The 14728-nt window shown below is 67.4% G+C and carries 16 protein-coding genes; 9 read left to right on the top strand and 7 right to left on the bottom strand.

What is annotated here, in order from left to right:
• Positions 1-42 precede the first annotated feature (42 nt).
• From M9980_RS01070 to M9980_RS01110, 9 genes are all read left to right on the top strand, one after another.
• Complete coding sequence (locus tag M9980_RS01070) at positions 43-708, top strand: cation efflux transmembrane domain-containing protein (RefSeq protein WP_250755015.1); 666 nt, start codon at positions 43-45, stop codon at positions 706-708.
• A gap of 114 nt (positions 709-822) precedes the next feature.
• Positions 823-1167: a hypothetical protein gene (locus tag M9980_RS01075; RefSeq protein ID WP_250752458.1), complete on the top strand. Its 345-nt coding sequence runs from the start codon at positions 823-825 to the stop codon at positions 1165-1167.
• A 70-nt stretch (positions 1168-1237) separates the two neighbouring features.
• Positions 1238-2530, top strand: coding sequence for a TolC family protein (locus M9980_RS01080; RefSeq protein WP_250752460.1), 1293 nt, complete (start codon positions 1238-1240; stop codon positions 2528-2530).
• On the top strand, positions 2527-3687 hold the full coding sequence (locus M9980_RS01085) for an efflux RND transporter periplasmic adaptor subunit (protein WP_250752461.1): 1161 nt from the start codon (positions 2527-2529) through the stop codon (positions 3685-3687). The genes M9980_RS01080 and M9980_RS01085 overlap by 4 nt, the downstream gene beginning before the upstream one ends.
• A gap of 3 nt (positions 3688-3690) precedes the next feature.
• Entirely contained in the window at positions 3691-6933 is a 3243-nt protein-coding gene (locus tag M9980_RS01090) for an efflux RND transporter permease subunit (RefSeq protein WP_250752464.1), read from the top strand.
• A gap of 28 nt (positions 6934-6961) precedes the next feature.
• The gene (locus M9980_RS01095; RefSeq protein WP_250752466.1) at positions 6962-7282 is read left to right on the top strand and encodes a DUF190 domain-containing protein; all 321 of its coding nucleotides are present in this window, start codon (positions 6962-6964) and stop codon (positions 7280-7282) included.
• Positions 7279-8250 carry a cation diffusion facilitator family transporter gene (locus M9980_RS01100; protein ID WP_250752468.1) on the top strand — a complete coding sequence of 324 codons (972 nt, stop codon included), beginning with the start codon at positions 7279-7281 and terminating at the stop codon, positions 8248-8250. The genes M9980_RS01095 and M9980_RS01100 overlap by 4 nt, the downstream gene beginning before the upstream one ends.
• Before the next feature lie 28 nt (positions 8251-8278).
• The gene (locus M9980_RS01105) at positions 8279-8500 is read left to right on the top strand and encodes a hypothetical protein (protein ID WP_250752471.1); all 222 of its coding nucleotides are present in this window, start codon (positions 8279-8281) and stop codon (positions 8498-8500) included.
• The gene (locus tag M9980_RS01110) at positions 8497-9183 is read left to right on the top strand and encodes a ZIP family metal transporter (protein WP_250752473.1); all 687 of its coding nucleotides are present in this window, start codon (positions 8497-8499) and stop codon (positions 9181-9183) included. The genes M9980_RS01105 and M9980_RS01110 overlap by 4 nt, the downstream gene beginning before the upstream one ends.
• Positions 9184-9356: 173 nt before the next feature.
• Here the strand turns inward: M9980_RS01110 and M9980_RS01115 are convergent, their stop codons facing one another.
• The 7 genes from M9980_RS01115 to trbJ are packed head-to-tail and all read right to left on the bottom strand — an operon-like array spanning position 9357 to position 14716.
• Entirely contained in the window at positions 9357-9578 is a 222-nt protein-coding gene (locus M9980_RS01115; RefSeq protein WP_250752476.1) for a DUF2274 domain-containing protein, read from the bottom strand.
• Positions 9578-10762, bottom strand: a complete 1185-nt coding sequence (locus M9980_RS01120; protein ID WP_250752479.1) for a TraB/TrbI/VirB10 family type IV secretion system protein — start codon at positions 10760-10762, stop codon at positions 9578-9580. Before M9980_RS01120 ends, M9980_RS01115 begins: the two co-directional genes overlap by 1 nt.
• On the bottom strand, positions 10759-11721 hold the full coding sequence (trbG, locus tag M9980_RS01125) for a P-type conjugative transfer protein TrbG (RefSeq protein ID WP_250752482.1): 963 nt from the start codon (positions 11719-11721) through the stop codon (positions 10759-10761). Before trbG ends, M9980_RS01120 begins: the two co-directional genes overlap by 4 nt.
• Positions 11718-12404 carry a conjugal transfer protein TrbF gene (gene trbF, locus M9980_RS01130; RefSeq protein ID WP_479725559.1) on the bottom strand — a complete coding sequence of 229 codons (687 nt, stop codon included), beginning with the start codon at positions 12402-12404 and terminating at the stop codon, positions 11718-11720. The genes trbG and trbF overlap by 4 nt, the downstream gene beginning before the upstream one ends.
• Positions 12404-13687 carry a P-type conjugative transfer protein TrbL gene (gene trbL / locus M9980_RS01135; protein WP_250752488.1) on the bottom strand — a complete coding sequence of 428 codons (1284 nt, stop codon included), beginning with the start codon at positions 13685-13687 and terminating at the stop codon, positions 12404-12406. The genes trbF and trbL overlap by 1 nt, the downstream gene beginning before the upstream one ends.
• Positions 13684-13962, bottom strand: coding sequence for a putative entry exclusion protein TrbK-alt (gene trbK-alt / locus M9980_RS01140; protein WP_250752491.1), 279 nt, complete (start codon positions 13960-13962; stop codon positions 13684-13686). Before trbK-alt ends, trbL begins: the two co-directional genes overlap by 4 nt.
• 10 nt (positions 13963-13972) lie before the next feature.
• Positions 13973-14716 (bottom strand): P-type conjugative transfer protein TrbJ, encoded by a 744-nt coding sequence (trbJ, locus tag M9980_RS01145; protein ID WP_250752494.1) that lies wholly within the window; start codon positions 14714-14716, stop codon positions 13973-13975.
• Positions 14717-14728 lie beyond the last annotated feature (12 nt).

The raw sequence follows: 14728 nt of genomic DNA on the forward strand, positions 1-14728 counted from the left end.
GTGCATATGGGTTGCCGGACCCGCTCCGTCGAGGTGGATGACATGGTATGCAGCAGCTGCGCGTCCGACGCGCGCGATCCGACAGCCGACAAGCGCTGGCGACGGGTGCTGTGGGTCGCACTTGCGATCAACGCGGCGATGTTTGCGGGCGAGATCGTCGCCGGGCTGGCGTCAGGGTCGCGCGCGCTCCAGGCCGATGCGCTCGACTTTCTGGGCGATGCCGCCAATTATGCGATCAGCCTCGGGGTCGCCGGGATGGCGTTGCGCTGGCGTTCGCGCGCGGCGTTGCTCAAGGGCGCTACCATATTCGCTTTCGGCCTCTATGTGCTGGTGACGACGATCGTGGCGGCATTCGGCGACGGCGTTCCCCGCGCCGAGACGATGGGGATCGTCGGCACGCTCGCGCTGGTCGCCAACGGCGCGGTCGCGCTGATGTTGTATCGCTACCGGTCGGGCGACGCCAACATGCGCTCGGTGTGGATTTGCTCGCGCAATGACGCGATTGGCAATCTGGCGGTACTCGCGGCGGCAGTCGGCGTGCTGGGCACCGGCACGCAGTGGCCCGACCTGATCGTCGCTGCGATCATGGCGGCGCTGGGGATATCGGGCGGCCTCCAGATTTTGCGACAAGCGACAGATGAGCTGCGCGGCAACACTGCCCACGCCGAACCGGACCGGGCGCAAGTCTTGCCTGCGGTAATGAAATAACATGGCCGCCAAATATCTCGGGGCCAGTTCATTTACGCCTAACTGGTCGTTGACGGGTAACGGATTGCAATGATCCTTTGCCCATCCGGTGTTTTCGTTTAGGTGCCTCGCCCTATGCGCAAGCTGCTCGCCATCGTCGCACGTCTGATGCTGGTGCTGACCCTTTGGGTCGGCGTCCAGTCGTCGGTCGCCTATGCGGCGGATGTCGGTGTCTGCGCTACGGTGGTCGATGGAACGACCGCCGGTCATGCGCCGGGCGACAGCGATGAAGTTCCCGGCGACAGCGACAAGGCCACGCCGCATCATCACGGTGCGGGTCACAATCATGACTTGGGCGTTCCCGCACGGGCATGGTCCGCCATCGGCGACCATGCCTCCGCCGTGCCGAGCGGTTTCGCTTCCGGTACGCCACCAGCTTCGATCGCGCCGCGCCGCGATCTGAGACCGCCGATCGCCTGACGTCCGCCACCGCTCCGCGCGCCCTCGGGTTGCGCGGGGTTCGTAAGCGAACGTCAGGAGAAACCGATCCATGTCCCGTTTTATCGCGGCGCTGCTCGCCGCGACCGGCTGTGCAGGCGTTGCCGCCGCCCAGCCACCTCAATCCGTGTCCGCACCTTCATCGGTCTCGGCCGAGGCTCCGCTGACCCTTGAGGACGCGCTCGCCGCCGCGCGCGCGCGATCACCCGGCATCGAAGCCGCCGACGCGGGGATCCGCGCCACCTCCGCCGCGCGTGTCATCGCCGGGCTGCGTCCGAATCCATCCATCCAAGCGGAGACCGAAAATGTCGCCGGAACGGGCGCCTATCGCGGTCTGTCGAGCGCGGAGACGACGGTCGGCGTCGCTCTCCCGATCGAACTCGGCGGCAAGCGCTCGGCGCGGATAGGGGTTGCCGATGCGCGCAGCGCCCGCGCGCGGATCCAGGCCGCAACCGCGCTGGCCGATCTCGAGTTGCAAGTCACCCAGACCTATATCGAAGCAGCCGCCGCCGAACGGCGGCTGGTCGTCGCGCGCGAGCAGGCGGCAATCGCCGGCGAGGCGTTGCGCGTCGCGACCGAGCGCGTGATGGTCGGTGCGACCTTTCCGATCGATCAGCAACGCTCCGAGGTGCTGGCGATCAACGCCCGCACCGCTGCGGACCGCGCCGAGCGCAACGTCCAGCTTTCGCGCGGCAACCTCGGTCGGCTCATCGGGCGTCCAATAACCGGCCCGCTCGATCTCGCATGGTTCGATCGCGTCGGCGGGTTCGGTCCGGCGGTCCCTGCGAGGTCCGACGGTACGCTGGCGCTGGCGGCAGCGACTGCCGACGTCGCAACCGCCGATGCGCAGGTTCGGCTCGCCCGATCGCAGCGCATCCCCGATGTTACTGTCAGCGCGAGCGCGCGCCGGCTAGAGGCGACCAACGATGTCGCCGCCGTGTTCGGCGTCTCGATCCCGCTACCAGTGTTCAATAACGGCCGCGCCGCTATCGCGCAGGCGAGCGCCGAACGCGATCAGTTCGCCGCACAACGACGCCTCGCCCGGTTCGAGGCGGAACAGGCGATCGCCGCGGCGGAGGCCGAGGTCGCCAACGCCGCTGCCACCGCGCGGGCAGCGGGCGGACCTGCGCTGGCCGCGGCGCAGGAAAGCGCCCGGATCGCGCGGATCGGCTACGGCCAAGGCAAGTTCGGCCAGCTCGAACTGCTCGATGCCGAACGAACGCTGTCGGAAACGCGCGCCGCCTCAACCGACGCGCTCGCCGCATACCACGACGCTCAGGCGCGCCTGCTCAGGCTGACCAGCCTCGCGCCCGCCGACCTTCAGATTCCCGGAGACAATCGATGATCGATACCAACAAGCGCCTGCTCGGCGGCGCGGCCGCCATTGCGCTCGTGGCTGGGATGGGTGGATTTGCCGTCTCGCGCTGCACCACCGACACGCCTGTCCCTGCCGCGACTGAACCCGTAGCACCCGAGGGCGAAGCGCCGACGACGACGCTGACGATGACCGCCGCGGGGATCAAGGATGCGGGGATCGCGACCGAAGCGATCAGCGCGGGTGGTCTAGCCGCCGAGATCGTCAGCCAGGCAGTCGTCTCGGCATCGCCGACCGGCGAGGCGATCGTCACCGCCCGCGCCGGCGGCGCGGTGACGCGGGTACTCAAGCGGCTGGGCGATCCTGTCCGCGCTGGCGAGGCGCTAGCCATCGTCGAGAGCCGCGATGCCGCACAGATCGCAGCCGACCGCACCGCGGCGGGCGCGAAGGCGACGCTCGCGCAGAAATCGTTGGCGCGCGAGCGCTATCTCTACAATCAGAAGGTCTCGGCGCGGGTCGATCTCGAACAGGCGCAGGCCGAGGCCGCGTCCGCCGCCGCCGAAGCGCGCCGCGCGCAAGTCGCCGCCGGGGCTGCCAACGTCACCCGCGACGGGCGCGGGGTCATCGTCGCCAGCCCGATATCTGGACGGGTAACCGCGACGACCATTCGCCTCGGCGCCTTCGTCCAGCCCGAGGCCGAACTGTTCCGCGTCTCCGACCCGCGGCAGATTCAGATCGAGGCGGCGGTCGGCCCGGCCGACGCGGGCAGGCTCGCGCCCGGCGATCGCGCGGTCATCGAGCTCCCCGATGGGCGGACCATTGACGCGCGCGTACGTGCCGTGACGCCGACGCTGAGCGGCGAAACCCGCTCGGCGACCGCGGTGCTCGACGTGCCCGGTGGCGGGTTGCAACCGGGCCTCGCCGTCCGGGTGCGCCTGCTCCCCAGCCGTGGCGGATCGACGACCGCGTTGGTCGTGCCCGAGGAGGCCGTTCAGTCGGTCGGCGGCAGCGATGTTGTCTTCGTCCGCACGGCGAAGGGGTTCCGTGCAGCCCCGGTCACGACCGGTGACCGCAGCGCGGGACGGATCGAGATCGTCTCCGGCCTCACGGCGGGCCAGACGATCGCGACGACCAACGCCTTCCTGCTCAAGGCCGAGCTCGGCAAGTCCGCCGGTGAGGAGGAATAAAAGATGATCGCCAATCTGATGGCGCTGTCCGTCCGGGCGCGCTGGGGCGTCGTCGCCCTGTTCCTCGTCATCGCCGGAATCGGTCTCTGGCAGCTGACCAACCTGCCGATCGACGCGGTTCCCGACATCACCAACAACCAGGTCCAGATCAACACGGTCGAACGCGGTCTATCGCCGATCGAGATCGAGAAGCGCGTCACCTTCCCGATCGAGACCGCGCTCGCCGGCATCCCTGGCCTCGAAACCACCCGCTCGTTGTCGCGCAACGGCTTCAGCCAGGTCAGCGCGATATTCACCGACAAGACGGACCTCTATTTCGCACGCCAACAGGTCAGCGAACGGATCGCGCAGGCGCGCGACAGCCTGCCCGACGGCGTCCAGCCGCAGATCGGGCCGGTCACGACCGGCTTGGGCGAAGTGTTCATGTACGCGGTCGATTTCACCAATCCCGGCGGCAAGGGCGCGAAGATCGTCAACGGTAAGCCCGGTTGGCAGTCCGACGGTAGTTTCCTCACCCCCGAGGGCGACCGGCTGACCGACGACGTCGCACGCTCGGCGTATCTGCGCACCGTGCAGGACTGGATCATCCGGCCGCAGCTTCGCACCGTCCAGGGCGTTGCCGGGATCGATTCGATCGGCGGGTTCGAGAAGACCTATGTCGTCGAACCCGATCCGGTGAAGCTGAGCGCCTACGGCGTCTCCTATTCCGAACTGGCCAAAGCGCTGGAGGCGGCGAACCTTTCGGTCGGTGCCAATTATTTCAACCGCGGCGGCGAGGCGTTCCTCGTCCGTGGCGACGCGCGCATCCGCGACCTCGATGAGATCGCCGACGCGATCATCGCGACGCGCGGCGGCGTTCCGGTTGCGATCAAGAACGTGGCCACGGTCCGCATCGGCGGCGACCTGCGCACCGGTGCCGCCAGCATGAACGGCCATGAGGTCGTGGTCGGCACCGCGCTGATGCTGATCGGCGAGAACAGCCGCGTCGTCGCGCGCAACGTCGGCGAGAAGGTCGACGCGATTACGAAATCGCTGCCTCCCGGCATCAAGGTTACCCCGACGCTCGACCGGTCGAAGTTGGTCAACGCAACGGTCGAGACGGTTCAGAAGAACCTGCTCGAAGGCGCGGTGCTGGTCGCGGCGGCGCTGTTCCTGCTGCTCGGCAACATTCGCGCGGCGATCATCGCGGTGCTCATCATCCCGTTCTCGTTCCTGATGATGGCGATCGGAATGAACGCCTTCAACGTGCCTGGAAACCTGATGAGCCTCGGCGCGCTCGACTTCGGGCTTATCGTCGATGGCGCGGTGATTATCATCGAGAATTGTCTCAGCCGGCTGGCGCATCGTCAGGAACATGAAGGGCGGCTGTTGACGCTGCGCGAACGGCTGGAGGAGACGATGCGCGCCAGCCAAGAGATGATCAAGCCGACCGTCTATGGGCAGGCGATCATCTTCCTCGCGTTCGCCCCCCTGCTGATGTTCACCGGGGTCGAGGGCAAGACCTTCTCGCCGATGGCGATCACGATCATGCTGGCGCTGGCAGCGGCCTTCATCCTCGCGCTGACTTTCGTCCCCGCGATGGTCGCGCTGCTCATTCGCGGCAAAGTGGCGGAAAAGGAGGTCTGGCTGATCGCCAAGGTCAAGGATCGCTACGCACCGATCCTCGATCGCGCGGTCGCCAAGCCTTGGCCGTTCATTCTCGGCGGTTTCGGCTTCTTCGCCGCAGCGGTCTTCGCGTTCGGGTTCCTGGGGCAGGAGTTCATCCCCCAGCTCGACGAGAAGAACGTGGCGCTGGCGTCGAGCCGCGTGCCCTCGGTCAGTCTCGAAAAATCGTTGGCGATGCAGCGTGACGTCGAACGCGCGGTCACGAGCCTGCCCGAGGTCGCGCTGATGTTCAGCAAGACCGGCACCGCCGAGGTCGCGACCGATCCGATGCCGCCCAACATCTCGGACGGCTTCGTGATCCTCAAACCGCAGGATGAATGGCCCGCAGGTGTCGAGACCAAGGCCGACGTGCTCGAGAGGATTGAAAAGAAATCCGGCGCGAAGATCGGCAATGCTTTCGAGGTCAGCCAGCCGATCCAATTGCGCTTCAACGAGCTGATCGCGGGCGTGCGCGGCGATGTCGCGATCAAGCTCTACGGCGACGATCTCGACAAGATGAGCGCGTCGGCCGCGCGCATCGTCCAGACTCTCCAGACGATACCCGGTGCGGCGGACGTGAAGGCCGAGCAGACCGATGGCTCGCCCACGCTCGACGTCCGGTTCGATCGTGCCGCGATCGCGCGCTATGGTCTGACGATCGAGGAGGTCGCCGACACCGTGTCGGCGGCGATGGGCGGTCGCGAGGCGGGCCTGGTTTTCGAGGGCGACCGCCGGTTTGCGGTGCAGGTCCGCGTGCCGACCGCAACACGTGACAGTCTCGACGCGCTGCGCAGCCTGCCGGTCCTTCTTCCCCAGGAAGCTGGCGAAACTCGCGGATCGATCCCGCTCGCGCAGGTCGCGCAGTTCCGGTTCAGCGAAGGCCTGAACCAGATCAGCCGCGAGAACGGCAAGCGCCGAGTCGTCATCCAGGCAAATGTGCGCGGCCGCGACGTCGGATCGTTCGTTGCCGAAGCCTTGCCCAAGGTGGAGAAGGTGGCGCTGCCGACCGGCTCCTATCTCGAATGGGGCGGGCAGTTCCAGAACCTCCAGGCCGCGTCCGACCGGCTGGCGATCGTCGTTCCGATCTGCTTCGCCGCCATCTTCGCGCTGCTCTACATGGCGCTTGGCGGGGTTGGCCGCGCGACGGCGGTGTTCGCCGCGGTGCCGCTCGGACTCGCCGGCGGCGTGTTCACGCTGCTGCTGACCGGTATCGCATTTTCGGTGTCGGCGGCGGTTGGGTTCATCTGCCTTGCAGGGGTCGCGGTGCTCAACGGCCTGGTCGTGATGACCGCGATCCGCGAACGACTGGAAGCGGGCGTCGAGCTCAGCCGCGCGATCGTCGAGGGCACGTTCGAGAAAGTGCGGCCGGTCATCATGACCGGGTTCGTGCCGGCGATCGGCTTCGTGCCGATGGCGCTGGCGCACGGCACCGGCGCCGAGGTGCAGAAGCCGCTGGCGACGGTGGTGATCGGCGGGTTGATCGCGGCGACGATCCTGACCCTGCTCGTGCTGCCCGCGCTCGCCAAGGTCATCCTCGGCCTTGGTGAACGGTGGCGCAGTCGCGGCAAGGACCAACCGCACGACGTGGCGGCAACAGCATGATAACAGGAGAGAAATGATGGGAGACAGCATGAAACTGCTGCGCATCTACACCGACGAGGCGGCCTATTTCGGCGACCGCAAGGTGTTCGAGGAAGTCGCGTCGCGCGCGCGCGACGCCAAGATGGCAGGGGCGACCGTGCTCCAGGCGCTGTTCGGCTTCGGCCAGACCGCGCACGAGCACCGGCGCCACTTCCTGGAGGACGACCAGTCCCTGGTCATCGAAATCATCGACGATGAGGCCCGGCTTCGCGACTTCGTTGCGACGCTCGCCGATATATCGGGGATCGGGCTGATCACTCTCGAAGCGGTCGAGGTGCTCGGCGGCGAGAACGCGAGACCGGCACGATGAGCGCGGCCGAAAGCGGGCATTCCGCTGCGGACGATCATAGCGACAATGATCATGCCGGACACGATCATGGCGCACATGGGCATAGCCACGCGCCGAAGGATTTCGGTCGCGCCTTCGCGATTGGCACCGCGCTCAATCTCGGCTTCGTCATCGTCGAGGCGGTGTACGGGCTGATCGCCGGGTCGATGGCGCTGCTTGCCGACGCGGGCCACAATCTAAGCGACGTGCTCGGATTGCTGATCGCCTGGGGCGCAGCGACGCTTGCCAAGCGGCGTCCGAGCGGCCGTTATACCTATGGACTGCGCAGCTCGTCGATCCTTGCCGCGCTGTTCAACGCAGTGTTGCTACTCGTCGCCATCAGCGTGATCGCGATCGAGGCGATCCGGCGCTTCGCCGAACCCGCGCCGGTCGCGGGCACGACGGTGATGATCGTCGCCGGGATCGGTATCGTCATCAACAGCGCGACGGCGCTCCTCTTCATGAGCGGTCGGAAAGGCGACCTCAATATCCGCGGGGCCTACCTGCACATGGCCGCCGACGCCGGGGTGTCGGCGGCGGTGGTGGTGGCCGGGCTCGCGATCGTCCTGACCGGGCAGAGTTGGATCGATCCGGTGATCAGCCTCGCGATCGTCGCGGTCGTCGCGATCGGCACCTGGGGATTGCTTCGCGATTCGGTCAACATGAGCTTGCAGGCGGCGCCCGCGAACATCGATCCTGACCGCATCGCCGCATTCCTTCGCAAGCAGCGCGGGGTTAAGGGTGTTCACGATCTCCACATCTGGCCGATCAGCACGACCGAGACCGCCCTGACGGCGCATTTGCTGGTGCCCGAGGGCTATCCGGGCGACAGCTTTACCGCGACGATCGCCGCGGCGCTGAAAGAGCGCTTCGAGATTGGTCATGCGACGATCCAGATCGAAACCGATGCGGATGCGCCGTGCGCACTCGAACCCGACAACGTGGTGTGAAGACGTTGGTGCGTCCGAATTGCGGGGCATGAGCGTTCCCCCAAATCGCGGCCGTTCGTGGACGGCGCAGGACGATGACGACCTGCGGCGCCGCATCGACGCGCGGCAGACGGCTTCGGTGATCGCCAAGGCGATCGGAAGGACGCAGGATGCGATCCGCGGCCGAGCGGCGGTGCTCGGCCTCACGCTGCCGTCGCCGACGCGGCCGTGGCGAATCTGGGTACCGCACAGGCCAAGGGATGAAACATGACCGCGCTCGGCTATACCTTCATTCCGGTCGTCGCGATCGTGATCGGCGCGATCCTCACCGCGCTGCGCCGTCCGGGGCCGGCGCTGACCAGCGCCATCCAGCACCTCGCGGCCGGTGTGGTATTTGCGGCGGCCGCCACTGAAATCCTGCCGCAGGTGATGCACGATGCCGCACCGCTCGCGACACTGATCGGCGGTGCGGCGGGCGTAGCCGTGATGCTCGGCCTGAAGACTTTGGAGAGCCGGGTGCGCGGCCCGGTGGCGCTGATCGGTGCGATCGGGACCGACTTGCTGATCGACGGGCTGGTGCTCGGCCTCGCCTTCATCGCCGGCGCGGAAGCGGGCATCCTCCTGACGATCGCGCTGACGCTTGAGGTGCTGTTCCTCGGCGTCACCGTGACCGAAGAACTTGGCGAGACGATCACGTCCAAGGTCCGGATAGTGGCGATTTCCGCTGCGCTTGCACTGTTGACGCCGCTCGGCACGCTGATCGCGCTTCCGATCGCGACGCTGCCGCCGACGATCGTTGCGGGCTTCCTCAGTTTCGGCCTAATCGCGCTGCTATACCTTGTGACCGAGGAACTGCTGGTCGAGGCGCACGAAAAACCCGACACGCCGCTCATCAGCGCCATGTTCTTCGTCGGTTTCCTGGCGCTGCTGTTGATCGAGGAACTGATCGGTTGATTGACGTCCATTGCGGGCGCGACAGTATCGACACTGCCGTACGGCCGTACGGGCAAGAAATATGAAGTGCTGTGCCGACGTGAGGCACAGTCATGTCGATGAACGGCAATGTGCCTTCGCGCCTTCAACTGATCCGATTGAGCCCAAAGTTCGTCTCTAGTTGGATTGCTTCGTCACCGGCGGTCGCGCCGAGCGCTGGCAAAGCCGCGATCCGAGGCAATGAACCGCTGGAGCATGGGAACGATGAGCTTCTGCGGGGCAACCGAGCCGCCTTCTGCGGCCCTGCCCATCGCCTCCCCATAAGCGACCAGGTCGCGATGAAGGCCGGCTGGTAGATCGACGGTAATTCGGACTGGCTTGTCGTCGTCGATGGCTGATAGCTTGAGTGTCGCCATCAGGCGCCTCCGATCCACGGTTCAAGGATTAGGTCGCGCGTTACGATCACGCGAACGGGATAGCCCGGTCGGATAGTGAGCGTCGGCTGTATGTCGAGCGAGCGGCCGACAATCTGACTCCCGGCCTGGGCGATCGCATCTGAAGATCCGCTGCGTAAAGCGCGGACCAGCCCGTCCTCTTCGGTAGCGCTGCCCGCTTCGGTGCCAACACTGAGCAAGGTCGATATCAGCGCCGCGCGAAAGATCTGCCCCCAGTGATTGTCCACCTTGTCCTCGAGGCCCGCGAAGCCCTGCGCGTCCGCCCCCGGCTGGCGATCGAGCATGAGCGAGCGTCCATCGGGTAGGATTAACCGATTCCATACAAGCAGGGCACGACGCTGCCCGAAGCGGGTTTCGGCATCATATTGACCGATCAGCCGCGATCCTTGCGGGACGAGCAAAAACCGACCGCTCGGCCCGTCGAACACATTCTCGGTCACCTGCGCGGTGACTTGTCCGGGAAGATCGGAGCGCAGCCCGGTGATCAGCGCAGCAGGAATGACCGCGCCCGCCTGGAGAATATAGGGGCTGGCCGGGGCTGCGAGTCGGCCGCTGGCGATCGTGTCGGTGTCCGTCGGCCGCGTCAGGAACGCCGTGCGGGCGTCGCTGGCCGGGGTTTGCGTCGCCGCGGTAGCTGCGACCTCGACGGGTGGCGGGGTTGCCGGCGCACCGGCAGCCGGTGCTTGCGCGTCGGTGCTGAACAGCCGGCTGGTCCGCGCCGCGTCACGTTCCTGCGCCATGCGTTGGAGTGCTGCCGCGCGCGCCTGTGCGGCTGGGTCGGATGGCGCGGGCGTCGACGCAGCGATCGGCTCCGGGGGAACGCCGGCTGCCAGCATCGGTCGACCAAGATCACCAGGTAGCGGCGGCCCCAACCGTGGCACGCCGGCATAATCCTTGGGGAGCTTGGCAAGCGCCTCGGTCGGCTGGCGACTGTCGGTGTTGATGAGCTCGGTCGGCGCGTCGTGTCGATCGGTTTGCAGTGCGTAAAAGAGCGCCGCGCTCAGCGCGGCGGCGGCGATACCGCCGGTTACCACCAACGCCTTGCGCGACAGCCGCACGACACGGGGTGGCGGGCTGCGCAGTTGCATGTCGCGCGCGATCTCGGCTTCGCTGCGCGCCGGGGAGCTGAGCGTTTCGTCGGTCATCGCGTCCCCTCCCGCACGATGCGGACGCGCTGCTGGCGCTTGGCGCCGAACCGGAGTTCGGCGGCATCGAACAGGCGGTCGACGACCATGTAGCGGCCGCGCACCCGGTAATTGACCAGCTGGGCCTCGTCTTTCTGACCGAGTACCCAGAGCGGCGGCAACTCGGCGCTGGCGACGGCGGGCGAAAATTCGATCATCACCTGCCGGCCGTCGTCGAACGCGCGCAGCGGGCGCCAGGGGGGACGATCGCCTTCGATCCGGTAGCCGAAGTGAAGTTGATCGAGCGCGGCGAGCGGCGACGTCGTGGCCGGCGCGGCGGCGGCAAGGCTCGCGCTCTGCCGCTTCAGCGCGATCAGCTGGTCCTGCGGATAGATCCAGGAGACCGACGCCATGTAGGTGCGCTCGGCGGAACTTAGCTCGACATGATAGGTCCGCCTGTCGGTGTTGATCACGAGGTTGGTCGCCAGGCCGACCCGGACAGGCTTCAGCAAGATATGCACGCGCGCCGCGGGACCGCTTCCGCTCACCGTGTCGCCGATGACCCAACGCACGGTATCGCCGGCCGCGACTGGCCCCGTGCCGATCAACTGCTCGCCCGGTTCGAGCGCCAGATCGGTGACCTGTCCGGGCGCCGCATAGACCTGGTAGAGCGCGCCGTCGCTGAATGGATAGACCTGGACGGCATTGATCCAACCCGATTTGCTCGGCTCGACGCGGGCGGCACCATTGGCTGCGGCAACACGCGCGCGGGGGTCTCGGAGCTCGGTAGGTACGGTGGGCGCGGGCTTCAGCTGGCCGGGAAGCGGCAGCGGCGTCGGCACCGCGACATATTCAATCGGCGGCGCCGGTGACGGGGCATCGACCGCGGCGGGCGGTGGCGGTGGGGTTTGTGGCGGCGCGGCCTGCGCGGTGCAGCCGGCAAGGACGGCGAGCGCGACGAGGGCGGACGAGTGGTTCATTGGGAGAGCTCCTTCGACCAGTTGAGCGCGTGGACGTAGACGCCGAGCGGGTTCTGCTTCAGCCGCTCGACGTCGCGCGGGGGTTGAAGCGTGACGGTGAGGATCGCCGACCAGCGCTCGGTCGCGGCGAGCTGACCATCGACGTAGCGGCGTTCGACCCAGGCAACCCGGAAGCTCGATGGCGAGGCGCGAATGACCGACGATACGTCGACCGCCCGCTGTTCCTTGCCGATGAGGGCGAAGGGGTCGTTGGCTCGCGCGAACTCGTTGAGCGCGGCCGCTCCCTTGTCCGTGGTGAACTGATAGGCTGCGAGCCAGTTGGCGCGCAGCACCACCGGATCGGCGGGGATCGAGCGGACCTGCTCGATGAAGCGCGCGAGGTGCCAGGCGATTTGCGGATCGCTTGGACTATAGCCGGCGTCGGCGGGCGCGACCGCCTGCGCCTGTCCGAGGCGATCGACTTGCACGATCCACGGCGTGACGCTGCCGCTGCGGGCTTGCCAGACGACGGTCGTGGCGAGTCCGGAAGAGAGGAGCAACGAACCGAACGCCATCAGCCGCCAGTTGCGGGCTTGGACGCGGGCCGAGCCGATGCGGTTGTCCCAGACTTGAGCCGCCCGCGCATAGGGTGTGTCGGGATCGGGGGTGCGGCCGTAGCGCACGCTCGCTCGCTTGAAGCGCATCATTCAGTCTCCTTGATATCGACGGACGCGCCCGCGCCGCCGCGGTCGCTGGATTTGAGGGTGTGGGCCGCGGTCTCGGCACCGCGCGCGGCGGCGCGGCGATCGCGTATCGCGCGCGCCCAGGCCGGTTCGACAGTTCCACCGGCGGCGGCACCGAACGCGGTACCGCCCTCGGTCCGCACCGCTTCGCCGCCGGTGGCGAAGCGGTCCTTCAGACCCTGCCCCGCACGCTTCATGGGGGTGCCGAGCGCCTCAGCGCCGGCACGCGCCACTCCTTCCAGGCCACCCCGCACCGAGCCGCCAGCGGCCTCCGAGCCGAGCTTGTAGGCGGTGGCGGCCCCGCCAGCGACGCTCGCCGCCCCGCCGGCCGCCCGCGCGGCGCCTCCTGCCACCGCACCGACGCCGAGCTTGGCGGCAGCACCGGCACCGACCGCGGCGCCACCGGCGAGCAGCGCGGTGCCGACCGCCGCGCCGGCGCCCATCTGCGGTCCTCCCGACACGATGCCGTTGGCGATGCCCGGGGCGAACATGCCGAGGCCAAGGAGTGACAGCGCGCCGAGCATGAGCGCGGCTGCGTCCTCGATCGTCGGTTCCGCCTGAAAGCCTTGCGTGAACTCCTGGAACAGCGTGGAGCCGATCCCGACCACGACCGCAAGCACCAGCACCTTGACGCCCGACGACACCACCAGACCCAGCACGCGCTCGGCCATGAAGGCGGTCTTGCCCCACAGGCCGAACGGCACGAGCACGAAGCCGCACAGCGTCGCGAGCTTGAACTCGATCAGCGCAATGAAGAGCTGGATCGCGAGGATGAAGAAGGACAGCAGGACCGTCGCCCAGGCGAACAGCAGGATCGCAATCTGGATGAAATTCTCGAAGAAGCTGACAAACCCCATCAGCCCCGAGATCGCGTCGAGGATCGGCTGACCGGCGTCGAGACCTGTCTGCGCGATCCTTCCCGGTCGCAGGAAATCGGCCATCGTCAGCGACGTGCCCGAGGCCTTGAGGCCGAGACCGGCGAAGCTCTCGAAAACGATGCGCGCCAGGTTGTTCCAGTTGCCGAGAATGAAGGCGAAGGCGCCGACGAACAGCGTCTTCTTCACCAGCCGTGCAAGTACATCCTCGTCGGCGCCCCACGCCCAGAACAGGGCGGCGATCGTCACGTCGATGACGACCAGCGTCGATGCGAGCCAAGCGACCTCGCCACCCAACAGCCCGAATCCGCTGTCGATGTAGCGGGTGAACACGTCGAGAAAGCGGTCGATCACGCCCATGTCGGTCATGGCCGGCCCTCCCGCGCCAGAAAGCGCCGGCGATGCTCGGCCCACGCCGCACGACAACCGGAATCGGCAAGCGCTGCGTCGCCGAGCGCCTGACAGCGCAGCAGCGTTGCTGCGATCGGATAGGCACTGCGCGACGCCATCGATGGCGACCTGCGATCGTCCGGCGACTGGGTTGCGACCGCCGCCGCGAGGGCACCGAGCGTGCCGAGACCGAGCGCGATCAGCACATAGCGGGCGCGGCGGGCTTGATCGGACAGTGGAGCGACGTCGGGCATGATGTCGCGCTCAGCGCCGGAACATGGTGATCGCGGTCGGCTGGTAGCCGTGCCCCGACCCCAGGAACCGCCGCAGGTTCTCGCGACCGAGATCCTGCGCAGCCATGCGCTGCGCTGCATCGAACGCCTGGGCGCGGCCTTGGGCAGCCACCGCCGCGGTCAGGTCCGAGAGCTGCTGCGCCTGAAGCGCGAGGATCTGGTTGCCGGCCTGCGCTGCCTGGAGCGCACCCTGCGCCGACTGGCTCGACCCGACCAAGGCGGCCATCTCCTGGCGGTTGGTCTCGATGTTGCCGACGACACCGGCCTGCACGCGCAGGGCGTCCTGGAGCGCATCGACCGATTGACGCCAGCGGGCGCGGGCACCGTCGACGAGCTCGGTCTTGCTCGTGCTGGCCGACGCCGGCGCATAGGTCGTGCGGAAAGCCTGATCGATGTCGCCGACGCGGTGCGCGATCCCGCGCGCCTGCTCGAGCAGGGCTTGCGTCTGGCGAACCGAGTCTTGGAGCCGCTGCAACGACGAATAGGGCAAGGACGCCAGGTTCTTCGCTTGGTTGACCAACCCCAGCGCCTCGTTCTGGAGCGACTGGATCTGCTGGTTGATTTGCGTGAGCGCGCGCGACGCCTGCAGGATGTTCTGCGCATAATTGGTCGGATCGAAGACGGTGAGGCCTTGAGCAGACGCAGGGGTCGATGCGATTGCCAGCGAGCAGAGCGCAGCACCGGACACGAGCAGACGAGCAACAGCATTCTTCATGACGAAAACTCC

This window comes from Sphingomonas donggukensis, from assembly GCF_023674425.1.
GTDB lineage: Bacteria > Pseudomonadota > Alphaproteobacteria > Sphingomonadales > Sphingomonadaceae > Sphingomonas > Sphingomonas donggukensis.